General features: G+C 73.7%; 12 protein-coding genes. 10 read left to right on the top strand and 2 right to left on the bottom strand.

Annotated features, from left to right (window positions below):
* Window positions 1-138: a 50S ribosomal protein L34 gene (gene rpmH, locus ACI782_RS04395; RefSeq protein WP_089305879.1), complete on the bottom strand. Its 138-nt coding sequence runs from the start codon at window positions 136-138 to the stop codon at window positions 1-3.
* A gap of 567 nt (window positions 139-705) precedes the next feature.
* On the opposite strand from rpmH, the gene dnaA reads away from it, so the two are divergent.
* The 8 genes from dnaA (at window position 706) to ACI782_RS04355 (ending at window position 12,127) form a co-directional block, all read left to right on the top strand.
* A complete protein-coding gene (gene dnaA / locus ACI782_RS04390; RefSeq protein ID WP_456906477.1) occupies window positions 706-2,469 on the top strand; it encodes a chromosomal replication initiator protein DnaA in 1,764 nt (587 codons plus the stop codon).
* Between the two features lie 832 nt (window positions 2,470-3,301).
* Window positions 3,302-4,462, top strand: a complete 1,161-nt coding sequence (gene dnaN / locus ACI782_RS04385) for a DNA polymerase III subunit beta (RefSeq protein WP_456906475.1) — start codon at window positions 3,302-3,304, stop codon at window positions 4,460-4,462.
* 132 nt (window positions 4,463-4,594) lie between these two features.
* A complete protein-coding gene (gnd, locus tag ACI782_RS04380; RefSeq protein WP_456906473.1) occupies window positions 4,595-5,527 on the top strand; it encodes a phosphogluconate dehydrogenase (NAD(+)-dependent, decarboxylating) in 933 nt (310 codons plus the stop codon).
* A gap of 65 nt (window positions 5,528-5,592) precedes the next feature.
* Window positions 5,593-6,816, top strand: a complete 1,224-nt coding sequence (gene recF / locus ACI782_RS04375; protein WP_456906471.1) for a DNA replication/repair protein RecF — start codon at window positions 5,593-5,595, stop codon at window positions 6,814-6,816.
* Entirely contained in the window at window positions 6,813-8,816 is a 2,004-nt protein-coding gene (locus ACI782_RS04370; protein ID WP_456906468.1) for a hypothetical protein, read from the top strand. The genes recF and ACI782_RS04370 overlap by 4 nt, the downstream gene beginning before the upstream one ends.
* Window positions 8,813-9,316 (top strand): DUF721 domain-containing protein, encoded by a 504-nt coding sequence (locus ACI782_RS04365; RefSeq protein ID WP_456906466.1) that lies wholly within the window; start codon window positions 8,813-8,815, stop codon window positions 9,314-9,316. Before ACI782_RS04370 ends, ACI782_RS04365 begins: the two co-directional genes overlap by 4 nt.
* Before the next feature lie 43 nt (window positions 9,317-9,359).
* Entirely contained in the window at window positions 9,360-10,361 is a 1,002-nt protein-coding gene (locus tag ACI782_RS04360) for a hypothetical protein (protein ID WP_456906464.1), read from the top strand.
* Window positions 10,358-12,127 (top strand): ABC transporter ATP-binding protein, encoded by a 1,770-nt coding sequence (locus ACI782_RS04355; RefSeq protein ID WP_456906462.1) that lies wholly within the window; start codon window positions 10,358-10,360, stop codon window positions 12,125-12,127. Before ACI782_RS04360 ends, ACI782_RS04355 begins: the two co-directional genes overlap by 4 nt.
* A 175-nt stretch (window positions 12,128-12,302) precedes the next feature.
* Here the strand turns inward: ACI782_RS04355 and ACI782_RS04350 are convergent, their stop codons facing one another.
* On the bottom strand, window positions 12,303-13,820 hold the full coding sequence (locus tag ACI782_RS04350) for an SDR family oxidoreductase (RefSeq protein WP_456906460.1): 1,518 nt from the start codon (window positions 13,818-13,820) through the stop codon (window positions 12,303-12,305).
* A 173-nt stretch (window positions 13,821-13,993) separates the two neighbouring features.
* Here ACI782_RS04350 and ACI782_RS04345 point away from each other — a divergent pair, with 173 nt between their 5' ends.
* Complete coding sequence (locus ACI782_RS04345) at window positions 13,994-15,409, top strand: APC family permease (protein WP_456906458.1); 1,416 nt, start codon at window positions 13,994-13,996, stop codon at window positions 15,407-15,409.
* A 291-nt stretch (window positions 15,410-15,700) separates the two neighbouring features.
* On the top strand, window positions 15,701-17,734 hold the full coding sequence (gene gyrB, locus ACI782_RS04340; protein ID WP_456906456.1) for a DNA topoisomerase (ATP-hydrolyzing) subunit B: 2,034 nt from the start codon (window positions 15,701-15,703) through the stop codon (window positions 17,732-17,734).
* Window positions 17,735-17,750: the final 16 nt, after the last annotated feature.

Raw genomic sequence — 17,750 nt, 5'->3', positions numbered from 1 at the left:
TCAGGCGGAGAGCTTCTCGCGCCCCTTGCGCCGACGGCCGGCGATGATCGCCCGGCCCGCGCGGGTGCGCATCCGCAGCCGGAAGCCGTGGGTCTTGGACCGGCGGCGGTTGTTCGGCTGGAACGTGCGCTTGCTCACGAGGTACTCCCACTACACGACGTCGACGGTGCGCACCCACCGGTGGGCGGGCACGCGCGGAGGGACGGGTGGAACTCGGCGGTACCGGCTCCCCGTCCACAGACTCCCGCCAGCATAGCCGAGGATCCGTGCCCGCCGGAGGGTCCGGTCGGACGCCGATCGGCCAGGGTCCACCAGGACCGGCCGCGGAGGGCAGCGACGCGCCGGGACCGGGGGGCGCTCCGCGCGGCGGCGTCGTTGCCGGGCTGTGGACGAGGCTGTTAGCGTCGCCGTCGCTCCACACCGGACACCCGCGTCCGGCGCAGGGGCCGCCCCGCTCGGTCGACCGACCACCCCGCCCTCCGAACCACCCCCAGAACGACCTCCCGACCAGCGATGACGCCTCTGCCCCGTTCACCCGATCGGGTGTCGGGCCTGTGTGTCGCCGGTCGTGCACAGCCTGTGGACACTGGTGTGGACAGAGTGTGTCCGGATGTCCACAGCGGGGGACTGACCGGGGGACGACGGACCCCGGCAGCGGCGGTCCCGGGAGGGGCGAGGCACACACGGCTTGGGGAGGACACGGTCATGGCCGATGCCACGGTGGACCTGGCGACGGTCTGGGACCAGATCCGCGAGCGGCTGGCGACGAGCCTGTCCCCGCAGCAGAACGCGATGCTGAACCTCACCCGCCCCGTGGGTGTGTTCGAGGACACCGCGGTGCTGTCGGCGCCGAACGAGTTCACCCAGACCGTGCTCGAGTCCCGGATGCGCCGCGTGCTCGCCGAGGCGCTGTCCGAGCACCTGGGCCGCGACATCCGGGTCGCCGTCCAGGTGGAGGACAGCCCGGCCGAGCCCGAGCCGCCGCGCCCGGAGGTCCCGACGCGGCGTCCGTGGGCGGCGGTCGAGGCGCACCGCGCCGAGGAGGACCGCGAGACCCGGGACCGCGCCGACGACGGGCGCAGCGCGTTCGGCGTGCGCGCCGACGTCACCTCGCCGCTGACCTGGGAGCGCGACGCCGCCGAACGGCAGGCCGTCGCCGAGCCCCCGGCCGGAGGCGTCGAGGAGGAGTGGGCGCCCACCGACTGGAGTCCGCCGGCCCGCCGCGCGGCCGCCCGGGGCGGGCGCGCGCCGCGCGACTGGGGTGGCGACGACGGCGCCGCCGTCCTGCCCTTCGACCTGGACACCGGCGCACCGGAGGAGGAGCCGGGGGCGCCCTCCGGTCGCGGCCGCCGGGGGGAGAGCCGGACCCCGGCCGCGCGCGGAGGGGACGCGGTCCCGCTGTTCGGTGACCGGCGCGCGCCGACCGGCACCCAGGACCCGAGCCTGAACCCGAAGTACGTCTTCGACAGTTTCGTCATCGGCAACAGCAACCGGTTCGCCCACGCCGCGGCGGTCGCGGTGGCCGAGGCGCCGGCCCGCGCCTACAACCCGCTGTTCATCTACGGCGACTCGGGGCTGGGCAAGACCCACCTGCTGCACGCGATCGGCCACTACGCGGCGCGGATGTTCCCCAACGTGCGGGTGCGGTACGTGAGCACCGAGGAGTTCACCAACGAGTTCATCAACCTGGTGCACTCCGGTCGGGCCGAGGACTTCCGCCGGCGCTACCGGGACATCGACTTCCTGCTCATCGACGACATCCAGTTCCTGGAGCGCGCCGAGCGGACGCAGGAGGAGTTCTTCCACACCTTCAACACGCTGCACAACGCCAGCAAGCAGATCGTCATCACCTCCGACCGGGCGCCGAAGAAGCTGACGACGCTGGAGGACCGGCTGCGCACCCGCTTCGAGTGGGGGCTGATCACCGACGTCCAGGCGCCGGACCTGGAGACCCGCATCGCGATCCTGCGGAAGAAGGCCTACGGCGAGCGGCTGCAGGTACCCGACGCGGTGCTGGAGTTCATCGCCAGCAAGGTGCAGACCAACATCCGCGAGCTCGAGGGCGCGCTCATCCGGGTCACCGCGTTCGCGTCGCTGAACAAGCAGCAGGTGGACCTGCCGCTGGCCGAGCTGGTGCTCAAGGACCTGATCAGCGACGAGCAGGGCCCGCAGATCACCGCGGCGATCATCATGGCCGCCACCGCCGAGTACTTCTCCGTGACGATGGAGGAGCTGCAGGGCTCCAACCGCAGCCGCACGCTGGTCAACGCCCGGCAGATCGCGATGTACCTGTGCCGGGAGCTCACCGAGCTGTCCCTGCCGCGGATCGGTGCCTCCTTCGGCGGCAAGGACCACACCACGGTCATGCACGCGGTCAAGAAGATCACCAACCTGATGAGCGAGCGCCGGGCCACCTACACCCAGGTCACCGAGCTCACCGCCCGCATCAAGAGCCGCGCCCGGTCCTGACGCGGTGACGCTGCGGCCCTCCGGACCGCACCGCGGGGTCGTCGTCGTCCTCCGGACGCCACCGCTGCCAACGGCCGTCCTGCACTGGCTCCGAGCCGCTGCCCACGTCCCCGCCGCCTCGTCCCGCACCCTCCGCCAGGACGGCACGTCCCCACTCCTCATCCCCGTGGGGCGACTTGTCCACAGACCTGTGGGTCGTCGTGTGTGCGTCGTCCCCCCGGGAATGGTGACCTGCGGGTCCCCCGTACCGGTGACCTCGGTCGACTCGTCGACGAGTTGTCCCCAGGAATGTGCACAGGCTGGGGAGATCTCACGCCGTCCGCTCACACGGGGTCACGACCTGCGCAGTCGGAGGCCGGATCCCCGAGGCCGTGTGATTCGCGCCCTCAGCTCGCTGACCTGCAGTTTCCCTCGTCGTCGCAGGTGAGAGGCCGTCCCGTCGCCGGCCCCGGCCGCCGGGGCTGGGTACGGAGTGGGGACGGAGACGGGACGGACCGGGGGACAGGACGTGGACGGACGGCGACCGGTGTGCACGACCGTCGAGATGTCCACGTGTCGACAACAGCCGGCGCTCGCCCACCCACAGCGGGCCAACATGTCGACTTCGGGGCTGACCTGCGGAAAGGGCCTCGATCCCCAGGTTCCACACCAGTGATGACGAAGATGAGGGAGATAGATCGAGGCATTCTCGAACCACATTCGGGGTGGGGAAGTTGCGGCTCGAGGGGCGGGAGCGGTCCGTCGGAGGGACAGCGGTTACCCCTCTGTCCCCGGTAGAAGGCACGATGAGGGCCGCAGTAGGAGGAGTACGGAAGCTGGGGTGGATCAGGTCATGAAGTTCCGGGTGGCACGTGAGGTGCTCGCCGATGCCGTCGCCTGGACGGCGCGCAGCCTGCCGCCCCGGCCGTCGGTGCCGGTCCTGGCCGGGATCCTGCTGGAGGTGGACGGCAGTCAGCTGTCGGTCTCCGGCTTCGACTACGAGGTCTCCGCCCGGGCGGAGGTCGACGTGCAGGCCACCGAGAGCGGTCGCACGCTGGTGCCGGGCCGGCTGCTGGCGGAGATCACCCGCGCCCTGCCGCCGCACCCGGTCGACATCACCGCCGAGGGCCCGCGGCTGTCGATCACCTGCGGCAACGCGCGGTTCAGCCTGCCCACGCTGCCGGTGGAGGACTACCCGTCCCTGCCGGCCATGCCGTCGTCGGCGGGTGTGGTCGACAGCGACGTCTTCGCCGAGGCGGTCGGGCAGGTGGCGGTGGCCGCCGGCCGCGACGACACGCTGCCGATGCTCACCGGCGTCCGGCTGGAGATCGAGGACGACCTGGTCACCCTCGCCGCGACCGACCGCTACCGGCTGGCGGTGCGCGAGTTCGCCTGGCGGCCGGAGACCCCGGGCCTGTCGGCGGCGGTGCTGGTGCCCGCGCGCACGCTGGCCGACGCCGCCCGGACGCTGACCAGCGGCCCGGAGATCACGATCTCGCTCTCCTCCGGCGGCTCCGGCGAGGGCATCCTCGGCCTGTCGGGCAAGGACCGGCAGACCACGACCCGCCTGCTCGACGCGGAGTTCGTCAAGTACCGGGCGATCATGCCCAACGAGTCGCACGCCAACGCGACGCTGCCGGTCGGGTTGTTCACCGACGCCGCCAAGCGCGTGGCCCTGGTCGCCGAGCGCGGCACGCCGCTGCGCTGCGAGTTCACCCCGGGTCAGGTCACCCTGCGCGCCGGCGGCACCGACGACGAGGGGCAGGCCGAGGAGCGCTGCGACGTCGAGTTCGAGGGGGAGCCGCTGACCATCGGCTTCAACCCGACGTTCCTGCTCGACGGCCTGGCCTCGGTGCACACCACCCGGGCGCGGATGGACTTCACCAGCCCGCTCAAGCCCGCCGTCCTCTCCGGCGTCGAGGAGCCGGCGGCCGACGACGAGGGGGAGGCCCGCCCGGCCGAGCGGCCGGGGAGTTACCGCTACCTGATCATGCCGGTGCGCCTGCCGGGCTGAGACGGGGACCCTCCTGCCCCACCGCTCGTGAGCTCGCGGCGGGCCCCGCAGGAGGGCCACCGGGGTCGACGCGCGGCGGGTGCGCCGGACGACCACGATGGGACCGAGGACCCCCGAGGAGAGGACGTCGTCGTGCAGCTGGGGCTGATCGGGTTGGGCAAGATGGGCGGCAACATGCGGGAGCGGCTGCGCCGCGCCGGGCACGACGTCGTCGGTTTCGACCACCACCCGGAGCGGCGGGACGTCGACAGCCTGCCCGCGCTGGTCGAGACGCTGCAGGCGCCGCGGGTCGTGTGGGTCATGGTGCCGGCCGGCGAGCCCACGCGGGCGACGGTCAAGGAGCTCGCCGAGCTGCTCAGCCCCGGTGACGTGATCGTCGACGGTGGCAACTCGAAGTACACCGACGACCAGATCCACGACGTGATGTGCCGCGAGAAGGGCATCGGCTACATCGACGCCGGCGTCTCCGGCGGGGTCTGGGGCCTGGAGAACGGCTACGCGCTGATGGTCGGCGGCACGAAGGACGACGTCGCCAAGGTGCAGCCGGTCTTCGACGCGCTCAAGCCCCCGGCGCCCAAGGACGAGTCGGGCCAGGAGCTGCCCGGCGCCGGGTTCGTGCACGCCGGGCCGGTGGGCGCGGGCCACTTCTCGAAGATGGTCCACAACGGCATCGAGTACGCGATGATGCAGGCCTACGGCGAGGGCTACGAGCTGCTGGCCGCCGTCGACCTCATCGAGGACGTGCCCGGCGTCGTGAAGTCCTGGACGCAGGGCACGGTCATCCGCTCCTGGCTGCTGGACCTGCTGGTCCGCGCGCTGGAGGAGGACCCGGGGCTGGAGGAGATCACCGGCTACGCCGAGGACTCCGGCGAGGGCCGGTGGACCGTCGAGCAGGCCATCGAGAACGCCGTCCCCATGCCGGCGATCGCCGCCTCGCTGTTCGCCCGGTTCTCCTCCCGGCAGACCGACTCGCCGACGATGAAGGCCGTCGCCGCGCTGCGGCAGCAGTTCGGCGGCCACGCGGTCCACGCCGTCCGGGCGCAGGAGGCCGAGCGCCCCGCGTGATCACGCTCCTCTCGACCTCTCGGAGGGGCAGAAGTGGCCATTTCTGCCCCTCGGGGGCCTGACAGGTGTACGTCCGGCACCTGCAGCTCGGCTCGTTCCGCAACTGGGACCGGGTGGACCTGGCCCTCCGGCCGGGTCCGACGGTGTTCGTCGGCCGCAACGGCGAGGGCAAGACCAACCTGGTCGAGGCCGTCGGCTACCTCGCCACGATGAGCAGCCACCGCGTCACCGGCGACGCCGCCCTCGTGCGGCAGGGCGCGGCGCACGCGGTGGTCCGCGCGGCGCTCCGCCGGGACGACCGCGAGCTGCTCGTCGAGATCGAGGTCAACCCCGGCCGGTCGAACCGGGTGCGGGTCAACCGGGCACCGCTGCCCCGCCCCCGGGAACTCCTCGGCCTGGTGAAGAGCGTGCTCTTCGCCCCCGAGGACCTCGTCCTGGTCCGCGGCGACCCCGCCGAGCGGCGGCGGTTCCTCGACGACCTCCTGGTCAGCCGCACGCCGCGGCTGGCCGGGGTGCGCAGCGACTACGACCGGGTGCTCAGGCAGCGCAACGCCCTGCTCAAGACCGCCCGGCTGGCCCGTGGCGACGCGCTGGCCACCCTCGACGTCTGGGACGGCCACCTGGTCGACCTCGGCGGGCAGCTGCTCGCGGCCCGGCTGCGGCTGGTCGCCGATCTCGCCCCGCACGTCGCCCGCGCCTACGCGAGGGTCGCCGGCCCGGACGCTGCCGTCGCCGCGCTGGGCTACGCGAGCACGGTGCCGCTGGCCGGCGACGGGACCGCGCTCGCCCCGGAGGCCCGGCTCCCGGACGTCGCGGAGCTGAGCACGGCGCTGCGCGAACGCGTCGCCGAGCGCCGCGCCGAGGAGGTCGACCGGGGGATGACGCTGGTCGGTCCGCACCGCGACGACCTGGTGATCTCCCTCGGCGCGCTGCCGGCCAAGGGCTTCGCCAGTCACGGGGAGTCCTGGTCGTTGGCGCTGGCGCTCAAGCTGGGCTGCTTCGCGCTGCTCCGGGCCGACGGCGACGAGCCGATCCTCGTGCTGGACGACGTCTTCGCCACCCTGGACGCCGAGCGGCGCGCGGCACTGGCGACGGTGGCCCGGTCCGCGGAGCAGACGCTGATCACCGCGGCCGTGCTCGACGACGTTCCCGCCGAGCTGCGCCGCACCGTCGTCCAGGTCGCCGGCGGCCAAGCGGTTCCACTGGCGAGCCCGGGTGCCGAGGATGGGGGCGTGGACGGCGCGGTGCTCGAGGAGGGCGCGGTGACGTCGGACGGCGGTGCGGCATGACCCGGACCACGTCGGTGACGTCGGAGGAGCCGCCCCGGCGCTCGACTCCCGACGACCCGCCCGCCCGCCCGACGAGGCGGTGCCTCTCGGCGGCGGTCGCCGAGACGATCGTGGTGGCGGCCGTCGGCGGCGTGGCCTTCCTCCACGCGCGGACGGCGTTCCACTTCCTGAACGACGATCTCTGGCAGTTCGCCGTCGTCCGCGAGGAGGGACTCAGCTGGGAGCTGCTCGGCTTCAACCTGTTCGGCCACTTCGCCCCGGTGAACCGGTTCGCCCACCTGGCCCTGCTGGAGTGGGGTGACGCAGACCTGACCCTCGGGGCGGCGGTCGCGGCGGGCCTGGTGTCCCTGCTGGCGCTGACCGTGCTGTGGGTCTGCCACGAGCTGCGGCTGCCCCCTGTCCGGCGCGTCCTCGTCGTGGCCCTGACCGGCTTCTCCATCGCGGTGCTCGACTCGGCGATCTGGATGGACACCGCTGTGCACATCCTGCTGGCCCTGATCGCGACCTACGCCGTCCTCGCCGCGCACCTGCGCGCGCTGAACCGGCGGTCGGGCCGCTGGCACGCCGGGAGCGTGCTGCTGTTCGCGCTGGGACTCCTGGTCCAGGAGCGGCCCGCGTTCGCGTTGCCGCTCATCGTGCTGACCGACCTCCTGCTGGTCACAGCGGGCAGACCGTGGCGGCAGCGGCTGCGCGTCCTCGGTGAGGCCGCCGTGCCGCTCGCCGCCATGACCGCCATCGCCGCGGTCGCGGCCGTGCTGCTGCGCACCTTCTACGCGTGGGGGGACACGACGCCGTCCCTGACGACGGTCGGCCGGGTCCTGTCAGGGGTCGGCACCGGCGTCCTGTTCCCGGCGCTCGCCGGACACGCCCCGGAGCAGCTGCCTTCCGCCACAGCGCAGCTGGTCGTCGCCGGCCTGCTCGCCGCGGCCGCCGTCCTGCTCGTCGCGCGCCGCCGGACCAACGCGAGCCCGCTGCTGTACCTGGTGCTCGCCTTCCTCCTGTACTACGGCTTCCTGGTGTTCAGCCCCATCCTGTTCGACGCCAACGCCGAGTGGACCGCGCTCCGTCTGCACAACGTGGCCTACGTCGTCGTCCCCACGCTGCTGGCCATGGCGCACCTGCAGTTCGGTCGCACCCGACCGGCCGGCGAGGTGTCCGCGACGGGCCGGCCTGCGACTCCGCGGCGGGCGGTCGTCCCCGCGGTGCTCACCGTCGCCGCCGTCGTCGCCACCGGGGCTGTGCACGCCGACCGGAAGTGGGCCGGCCCACGCCAGGCGCACGCCTACCTGCAGGAGGTGCTCGACGGGCGAGGGCAGTGGACCCGCCCCGACGTCACCGTCCTGCCCCTGCGCGCCCCTGCGTCGGTGGCCACGGTCTGGGCCGCCGACCGCGGCCGGCACGAGGCCTTGTTGCCGTTGTTCGAGCCAGGCTGGGAGCCGCAACCGCCCCGCGGTCGGTTCGTCGTCCTCGACGACCGGGGCCGGGTGCGGCCGGTGTCACTCCGCGAGGAGGCCCGCGTCATCCGGCCGGACGGCGCGGCATGCCTGTCCACCTCGGCGGGGGCGGACTCCTTCACGTACTCGCTGCCCGCTCCGGTCGAGGGACCGACGCTGTTCGCACTCGTCCACTACGACCTCGTCGGCGGCGCGGCGACCACCATCGCCGCCGCCGGGGACGGGGACGACCACTGGACGCCCACGCCCTGGCCGGTGGAGCTGACCGCCGGCGAGTCGATCGCCGTGCTGCCGCTGGAGGGCCGGTCGGTCAGTGCTGTCGCCCTGTGGCACCTGTCGCACGACGTCGCCATCTGCGCCCGAGAACTGCGCGTCGTCCGGCCGGTCTACCGCGAGGGGACGGCGTGTGAGGCGATCGGCCAGTACGGCGCCCCGGCTGGACCAGTGTCCTGCCGGAGAGTCGAGCGCGTTCCCACCGGTGCGGACGCCGGTGCGACGGAAGGTGGGCCGTCCGGCGACGGGCGGACCGGCGGAGGTGGACGGTGAACGAGGAGAGGCCGGCGCGGCCCAGCGACATCGCGCGGGCGGCACTCGAGGCGGCCCGCGCGGCCTCGGCGGCCCGCCCCCGGCCCACCCGACGGCGGATCGCCGGGCCGCGCCGCAGCTGGACCGGCCCCCGGCCCGGGGACGACGACCCGCAGCCGCTGGGCCGGCTGGTCGACTCGCTGGTGCAGTCGCAGGACTGGACCGAGCACACCAGGGTCGGTGCGGTCTTCGGCCGCTGGTCGGCGCTCGTCGGGCCGGAGATCGCCGCGCACTGCACGCCGCAGACCCTCACCGAGGGCGAGCTGCTCGTCGTCGCCGAGTCGACGGCCTGGGCCACCCAGCTGCGGCTGCTCGCGCCGACGATCCTCGGCAAGCTGCGCGCCTCGGTCGGCGGGGACGTCGTGACCCGCCTGCGCGTTGTCGGACCGACGGCCCCCAGCTGGAAGAAGGGCCCGCGGTCGGTGCGCGGGGCGCGGGGGCCCCGGGACACGTACGGATAGGAGCCCCGCCACCGCCGGGCCGCTCCGGGAGGACGATGCAGCGATGACCAGCCCCCGTGACCGCGACCGCGACGGCTTCGAGGACCGCCCGGAGGAGGGCAGCGGCTGGCGCGAGCCCACCCACCTCGGCGGGGGCGACCCGGCCGGGTCCCAGCCGCCGCGCGAGGAGCCCGCGCCCTGGCAGCCCCCCGGCTGGGACCTGCCACCGGCGCAGCCCGAGCGGCCGACCCGGCCCGATTGGGACCACCCCGAGCACCCGGCGTCGCCGCAGGCGGAGCACCAGCCCACCCAGCCCCATCCGACCTGGCAGCCGCCGTCCGGGGAGCCCGCGGGCTGGCAGCCGCCGCCCGGTGCGCCGCCGGCCGAGGCACCGCCGGCCCGCGGCGGGCTGTTCGGCGGCCGCCGTCCCCGCACCCCCGGCGAGGTCGAGCGGGTCTTCGCCTACCAGGGAGACCCGGTCGGCGCGCAGGGCTGGGCCCTCCAGCACGGCTGGGACATCTCCGACGGCACCGGCCCCGAGGACGCCGTCCTCGCCGAGCTGGTGCGCACCGCGCCGGTCCGCGCCACGAAGGACCACCGGCCGGCCGGCGTCATGCGCGGGCGCTACGGCTCGCTCGAGCTGGTCGCCTTCGACGTCCTGTACGTGTCAGGGCGCACCGTCGTCCCCGAGTACGCGATCACCGCGGCGCCGGTGCTGGCCGCCGTCCCGGCGCTGCGGCTGTCCCCGGCCCGGTTCTGGAAGCACCGCACCGGCGGGCTGGTCCAGGTGCCCAGCGGCGACCCGGAGTTCGACGCCCGGTGGGTGCTGCTCGCCGCCGAGGACGGGCCGGCGACCCGGCGGCTGGTCGAGGACGCCACCGTGCGCGGCCTGCTGCTGAACACCGACGACGGCGACGAGTTCTGGACCGCCGCGGGGGCCAGCAGGGGTGGGATGGCGGGTGGCTACGTAGCGGCGATCCGGCCCGACGGCCAGCGCCCCGAGCTCATCGAGCACCACGCCCGCCTGCTCACCGCGATCGTCGGCGCCCTCGCCGTCGTCCTGTGAGCGCGCCGGCCGGCCCGCCCGCACCGGCGGTCGGCCTGCGCGAACTGCTCCCGCTGCTGCGCCCGCACCGCGGCCCGCTGGTCGGCGCCGCGGCGCTCTCCCTGGTCGCGGCGGCGGGCGCGCTGGCCCAGCCGGCCCTGGTCGCCGGCGTCATCGCGGCCGTCAGTGCGGGGCGGGCGCTGTGGCCGCCGGTGCTGGTGCTGCTCGCCGTGCTGGTGGCGGCCTCGGCGCTGAGCGCGTTCCAGCAGTTCCTGCTGCAGCGCACCGGGGAGGGCGTGGTGCTCTCCACCCGCCGGACGCTGGCCGACCGGCTGCTGCGGCTCCCCATCGCCGAGTACGACCGGCGGCGGACCGGCGACCTGATGTCCCGGATGGGCGCGGACACCACGCTGCTGCGGGCCACGGTGACCGCCGGCGTGGTCGACATCGCCGGTTCGGTCGTCGTCGGCGTGGGTGCCCTCGTGGCGATGGCGCTGGTCGACGGCTGGCTGCTGCTGGTCACGGTGGTCGCGGTCGCCCTCGGCGTCGCCGTCGTCGCCTCGGTCGCCCGCCGGGTGCGGCGGCTGTCGCAGCAGGCGCAGGAGGAGGTCGGCGCGATGTCCGCCGCCGTGGAGCGGGCGCTGTCGGCGGTCCGCACCATCCGCGCCAGCGGTGCCACCGAGCGCGAGGTCGAGGTCGTCGGCGCGAGCGCGGGCCGCGCCTACGCGGCCGGCGTGCGGGTGGCACGGCTCGAGGCGCTGGTCTCCCCGGCCGGGTCCATCGCCGTGCAGGGCGCGTTCCTCGCCGTCCTCGGCCTGGGCGGGTACCGCGTGGCCACCGGCTCGATCGCCGTCGCCGACCTCGTCGCCTTCATCCTGTACCTGTTCCTGCTGGTCATGCCGCTGGGTCAGGCCATCGGTGCGTGGACGCAGCTCCAGACCGGCCTCGGCGCGCTGGCCCGCATCCAGGAGGTGCTCGCCCTCCCGCCCGAGGTGGACGCCCGGCCCGAGCGCGCCGCCGCGACGCGCGCCGTCCCGGTGTCACCCCCGGGGCCCGGCGTCCCGCTGCTCGAGCTGGACGACGTGACCTTCGCCTACCCGGACGGCACCGAGGTGCTGCGCGGGGTGTCCCTGGCCGTGCCCGCCGGCTCGCGGGTCGCGCTGGTCGGCCCGTCCGGTGCGGGGAAGTCCACGGTGCTCGCGCTGGTCGAGGGGTTCTACCCGCTGACCGGCGGGGCGATCCGGTGGGCCGGCACCGACGTCCGGGACCTGCCGCGGGCCGGGCTGCGCAGGCGGCTGGGCTACGTCGAGCAGGAGGCGCCGGTGCTCGCGGGGTCCGTGCGCGACAACCTGCTGCTGGCCGCACCCGGGGCCACCGACCCGGAGCTGTGGGCCGTGCTGGCCGACGTCGGGCTGACCGACGTGGTGCAGCGCTCGTCGCGCGGGCTGGACGTGCCGGTCGGCGACGAGGGGGTGCTCCTCTCCGGCGGGGAGCGCCAGCGCCTGGCCATCGCCCGCTCGCTGCTGGCCCGCCCCGCGCTGCTGCTGCTCGACGAGCCCACCGCCAGCCTCGACGCCCGCAACGAGCAGCTGCTGCGGCGCACGCTGGGCGCGGCCGCGGCCGACCGGACGCTCCTGGTGGTCGCCCACCGGTTGTCGACGGTGCTCGACAGCGACCAGATCGTGGTGCTCGACGGCGGCCGGGCGGTCGCCCGCGGCACCCACGGCGAGCTCGTGGAGACCAGCCCGCTCTACCGCGAGCTCGCCGCCGCCCAGCTGTTGGTGTAGCCCACCTCCGGCGCTCGGGGTGAGCCGCCCTGCGGGGCGGTGCGAGGAGTGGGGGCCGGAGGCTCCCGCGATCGAGTGCCGGGCGGGGCTCCACGCCGCGAGGGACGGCACCTGGCCGCGAGTTCACCCGGGAGTCCGACGGTGTCATCGCGGGGTCGGCCGGGAGTCGGACGGATCAGGCCGCCCGGGTGCGTTGCTCGCCGGCTGCGGCCGCCGTCCCCTTCCCCGCGGCGCGGCAGATGTTGCGCACCATCCCCCCGAAGATCGGGCCGTGGAAGGGCACCAGCACCCGCCAGTACAGGTGGCCGAACAGCCCGTGCGGCCGGAACGTGGCCTTCTGCCGCAGCCGGGTCCGGCCGTCCTCCTGTTCCACGTGGAACTCCAGCCAGGCCAGCCCCGGCACCCGCATCTCAGCGCGCAGCCGCAGCAGCCGGCCCTCGTCGAGCTCCTCGACCCGCCAGAAGTCCAGGGCGTCGCCGACGTAGAGGTCCCGCGGGGACCGCCGGCCGCGCCGCAAGCCGACCCCGCCGACCGCCCGGTCCAGCCAGCCGCGCACCTCCCAGGCCAGCGGGAACGAGTACCAGCCGGTCTCCCCGCCGATGCCCTCGACCACCCGCCACAGGTCGGCCGGCGCGGCGTCGGTCCCGCGGGTCCGCTCGTCGACGTAGAGGCTGCCGCCGGCCCAGTCGGGGTCGGTGGGCAGCGGGTCGGACGGCGCCCCGGGCACCGACGCGGAGGCCCATCGGGTGGCGACGGCGGAGTCGCGGGTGCGCTGGATCGCCAGCCGCACCGCGTCGTCGAACCCGAGCAGCCCCTCCGGCGGGTCGGGCAGGTACCGGGCGATGTCGTGCTCGCCGCAGACGACGGTGTTGCGCAGCGACTCCACCAGCGGGCGGGCGATCCCGGCCGGCACCGGCGTGACCAGCCCGACCCAGTGGCTCGACAGCGAGGGCGTGAAGAACGGCACCGGCAGGATCCGGCGCCGGGGGAGACCGGCCACGACCGCGAAGCGCTGCATCATCTGCGCGTAGTCCATGACGTCGGGACCGCCGATGTCGAAGCAGCGGGAGACGTCGGGCGGCAGCGTCGCGCAGCCCACCAGGTAGCGCAGGACGTCGCGGATGGCGATCGGCTGGATGCGGCTGTGCACCCACCGCGGCGTCACCATGACCGGCAGCCGCTCGGTCAGGTACCGGAGCATCTCGAACGACGCCGACCCCGAGCCGAGGACGACGGCCGCCCGCAGGACGACGGTCGGGACGCCGGAGCCCAGCAGGATCTCCGCCACCTCCGCGCGGGAGCGCAGGTGCGGCGAGAGCTCCTCGTTGCGCGGCTCGAGCCCGCCGAGGTAGACCAGCCGGCCGACACCGGCCCCGCGCGCGGCGTCGGCCATCACCCGGGCGGTCCGCCGGTCGGTCTCCTCGAAGCGCGGGCCGCTGCCGAGGGCGTGGATCAGGTAGTAGACGACGTCGACGCCGGCACAGGCGGCCGCGACCGCCTCGGCGTCCCCGGCGTCGGCCCGGGCCATCTCCACCCGCCCGGCCCACGGGTGGTCGCGCAGCCGCTCCGGCGAGCGGGTCATCACCCGCACCCGGTGGCCGGCGGCGAGCAGCTCGGGCACCAGCCGGCCCCCGATGTAGCCGGTGGCACCGGTCACGAGACAGGTCTTCGGGACGGCGGCGGGTTCGGCCATGCCCCAGTCTCCGGCCGCCGGGGCCTGCCCGCTCGGGTCGCGCGCGTTCCGTGCAGCCAGCACGATCGGCGTGCAGGGGCAGTGCAGTCGTTCGTGGCCCTCCTGCAGGGGCCCGCCGCGAGCGTGCGCGCGGCGGGGGCAGGAGGGCCCTCCCAGTCGAGCAGGAGGCCCTCATGGCCGACGCCACCGAGGCACCGGAACGGACCGAGGACGGGCAGCCCACCCTCAGGCGGGTCATGGGCCCCGGGCTGCTGCTGCTGTTCATCGTCGGCGACATCCTCGGCACCGGCATCTACGCACTGACCGGGCAGGTCGCCGCGCAGGTCGGCGGGGTCGTGTGGCTGCCGTTCCTCGTCGCGTTCCTGGTCGCGCTGGTCACCGCCTTCAGCTACCTGGAGCTGGTCACCAAGTACCCGCAGGCCGCGGGGGCGGCGCTGTACACGCACAAGGCGTTCGGCATCCACTTCGTCACGTTCCTGGTCGCCTTCGCCGTGATGAGCTCCGGGATCACCTCGGCATCCACCGCCGCCCGGGCGTTCAGCGCCAACGCGGCGAGCGTCTTCGGGCTCGGCATCGAGGACGGCATCGGGATCACCCTGATCGGCCTCGGCTTCATGGCACTGGTCGCGCTGGTCAACCACCGGGGCGTGGGCGAGAGCGTCAAGGCCAACGTGGTGCTGACCTGCGTGGAGCTGTCCGGCCTGCTCATCGTCATCGGGGTCGGCGCCTGGGCGCTGGGCCTGGGGGAGGGGGACTTCTCCCGGGTGACCGAGTTCGACACCGGCGACCGTTCGGTCGTCGGCGGGGTGATCGCGGCGACCGGCCTGGCGTTCTTCGCGATGGTCGGGTTCGAGGACTCGGTCAACATGGCGGAGGAGTGCAAGCACCCGCGGCGGATCTTCCCGAAGGTGCTGCTCGCCGGCCTCTGCCTGACCGGGCTCATCTACGTGCTGGTGTCGATCTCGGCCATCGCGCTGGTGCCGGCCGGCGACCTCAGCGAGGGCGACACCCCGCTGCTGCAGGTGGTCCAGGCCGGCGCCCCCGGCTTCCCGATCGGCATCTTCGGCGTCATCACCATGTTCGCCGTCGCCAACTCGGCGCTGATCAACATGCTCATGGCCAGCCGGCTGGTCTACGGGATGAGCCGCCAGCACGTGCTGCCGCCGCTGCTGGGCAGGGTGCACGCCCGGCGCCGCACCCCCACCACCGCGATCCTGTTCACCACCGCGCTGGCCTTCGGCCTGATCACCTTCGTCGGCGCGGTGCCCGCCCTCGGCGGGACGACGGCGCTGCTGCTGCTGGTCGTCTTCACGGTCGTCAACGTCGCCGTCCTGGTCCTGCGCAAGGACCGGGTGGACGAAGACCACTTCCGCACCCCGACCGTGCTGCCCGTCATCGGTGCCCTGGCCTGCGGTTTCCTCGCCACGCCGTGGGCCGGCCGGCCTCCCGAGCAGTACCGGATCGCCGGGGTGCTGCTGGTCATCGGCGTCGTGCTGTGGGGCGTCACGGTGCTCATCAACCGCCGGACCGGCCCCGCCGTCCCGCCCCTGGACCCCGACCGGTTCACCAAGGGGGGCCCCGTCAACTGAAGGAGGACCCCGTCCTCCCCGCCCCTCGCGAGCTCGCGACGGTGCCTCGGACAGGCCGCCAGACGCGCGAGCGACGGCGTGTCGACCCGGGGGGCACCATCGGGGGTGGCGGAGGAGTCGCGAGTGGCGCAGATCCCTCCTCAGGGCGTGGACGGCGGCATTCCTGTCGTACCACCCGGTATCCTGGAGAGCAGGAACCCCCAGCAACCGGCTGAGTGCCTCTCCACGCCGTCCTGCCCCCCGCCGCTCGCGGGGGAGCCGTGCGCCGGTTGCGCGACAGAAGGGCCCCACGTGGTCGCTCGACCTCAGACTGACAACGCGTACTCCGGCAGCTCCATCACCGTCCTCGAGGGTCTCGAGGCCGTCCGCAAGCGTCCCGGCATGTACATCGGGTCGACCGGTGAGCGGGGCCTGCACCACATGGTGTGGGAGGTCGTCGACAACTCGGTCGACGAGGCCCTGGCCGGCCACTGCGACACCGTGAGGGTCACCCTGCTGGCCGACGGCGGCGTCCGGGTCGAGGACAACGGCCGCGGCATCCCGGTCGACGTGCACCCGGTGGAGAAGCGGCCCACCGTCGAGGTGGTCATGACCATCCTGCACGCGGGCGGCAAGTTCGACGGCAAGAGCTACGCGGTCTCCGGCGGTCTGCACGGCGTCGGCGTCACCGTCGTCAACGCGCTGTCCACCGCGCTCGACGTGCGCATCTGGCGGGACGGCACCGAGTGGCACCAGCGCTACGACATGGCCAAGCCCGGCCCGTTGGAGGAGGTCGGCCCGACCACCAAGCAGGGCACCCAGATCACCTTCTGGGCCGACGACTCCATCTTCGAGACGACGACCTACTCGTTCGACACGATCAGCCGCCGGCTGCAGGAGATGGCCTTCCTCAACAAGGGCCTGACCATCGTGCTGCGGGACGAGCGGCCCGGGCACGGCAAGGCCGAGACCGGCATGGGCGAGGAGGTCACCCTCGCCGAGGCCGCGCCGGAGCCTGGTGCCGAGGCGGCGGCGTTCGAGGCCACCGAGATCACCTACCGGTACGACGGCGGCCTCGAGGACTACGTCAAGCACATCAACGCCAAGAAGACGGCGATCCACCGCTCGATCATCAGCTTCGGTGCCGAGGGCGTCGGCAAGAACGAGATGCGGATGAGCGTCGACGTCGCGATGCAGTGGTCCGACGCCTACTCCGAGTCGGTCTACTCCTTCGCCAACACGATCAACACGCACGAGGGCGGCACCCACGAGGAGGGCTTCCGCACCGCGCTCACCTCGATCGTCAACCGGTACGCCGAGGAGAAGAAGCTCTTCAAGCCCAAGGACGAGAAGCTCACCGGCGAGGACATCCGCGAGGGCCTGGCCGCGATCGTCTCGGTGAAGATCGGCGACCCGCAGTTCGAGGGCCAGACGAAGACCAAGCTCGGCAACACCGAGGTCAAGGGCTTCGTCCAGAAGATCTGCAACGAGCAGATCGCGCACTGGTTCGAGGCGAACCCGACCGAGGCCAAGACGATCATCAACAAGGCCTCGTCGGCCGCCCGTGCCCGCCGTGCGGCGCAGGACGCCCGCAAGCTGGCCCGCAAGAACCTGCTGAGCAACAACTCGCTGCCGGGCAAGCTGGCCGACTGCCGCTCGACCGACCCGCGCAACTCCGAGATCTACATCGTCGAGGGTGACTCCGCCGGCGGTTCGGCCAAGTCCGGCCGCGACTCGATGTTCCAGGCGATCCTGCCGATCCGCGGCAAGATCATCAACGTCGAGAAGGCGCGCATCGACCGGGTCCTCAAGAACAACGAGGTCCAGTCGATGATCACCGCGTTCGGCACCGGCATCCACGACGAGTTCGACCTGTCGAAGCTGCGGTACCACAAGATCGTGCTGATGGCCGACGCCGACGTCGACGGCCAGCACATCCGCACGCTGCTGCTGACCCTGCTGTTCCGCTTCATGCGGCCGCTGGTCGAGGCCGGCCACGTGTACCTCGCGCAGCCGCCGCTGTACAAGATCAAGTGGGGCGGCAAGCACGGCGACGAGTACGCCTACTCCGACCGCGAGCGGGACGCGCTGGTCGCGGCCGGCAAGCAGGAGGGCCGGAAGGTCCGCGAGGAGATGATCCAGCGGTTCAAGGGGCTCGGCGAGATGAACGCCACCGAGCTGTGGGAGACCACCATGAACCCGGAGACCCGCATCCTGCTGCAGGTCACCCTCGAGGACGCCGCCACCGCCGACGAGCTGTTCAGCGTGCTGATGGGCGAGGACGTCGAGGCCCGCCGCAGCTTCATCACCCGCAACGCCAAGGACGTCCGCTTCCTCGATGTGTGAGAGAGGCCCCGTGCAG

The sequence above is a fragment of the Geodermatophilus sp. SYSU D00703 genome (assembly GCF_054050155.1).
The sequence above is the reverse complement of the archived record's forward strand: the minus strand, read 5'-3'. Positions and strand labels throughout refer to the sequence as shown.

Bases quoted from the DNA above. Each gene is read 5' to 3' on its own strand.
- dnaA (WP_456906477.1), top strand. From the start codon at position 706: ATGGCCGATGCCACGGTGGACCTGGCGACGGTCTGGGACCAGATCCGC.
- dnaN (WP_456906475.1), top strand. From the start codon at position 3,302: ATGAAGTTCCGGGTGGCACGTGAGGTGCTCGCCGATGCCGTCGCCTGG.
- ACI782_RS04370 (WP_456906468.1), top strand. From the start codon at position 6,813: ATGACCCGGACCACGTCGGTGACGTCGGAGGAGCCGCCCCGGCGCTCG.
- ACI782_RS04360 (WP_456906464.1), top strand. From the start codon at position 9,360: ATGACCAGCCCCCGTGACCGCGACCGCGACGGCTTCGAGGACCGCCCG.
- ACI782_RS04350 (WP_456906460.1), bottom strand. From the start codon at position 13,820: ATGGCCGAACCCGCCGCCGTCCCGAAGACCTGTCTCGTGACCGGTGCC.
- ACI782_RS04345 (WP_456906458.1), top strand. From the start codon at position 13,994: ATGGCCGACGCCACCGAGGCACCGGAACGGACCGAGGACGGGCAGCCC.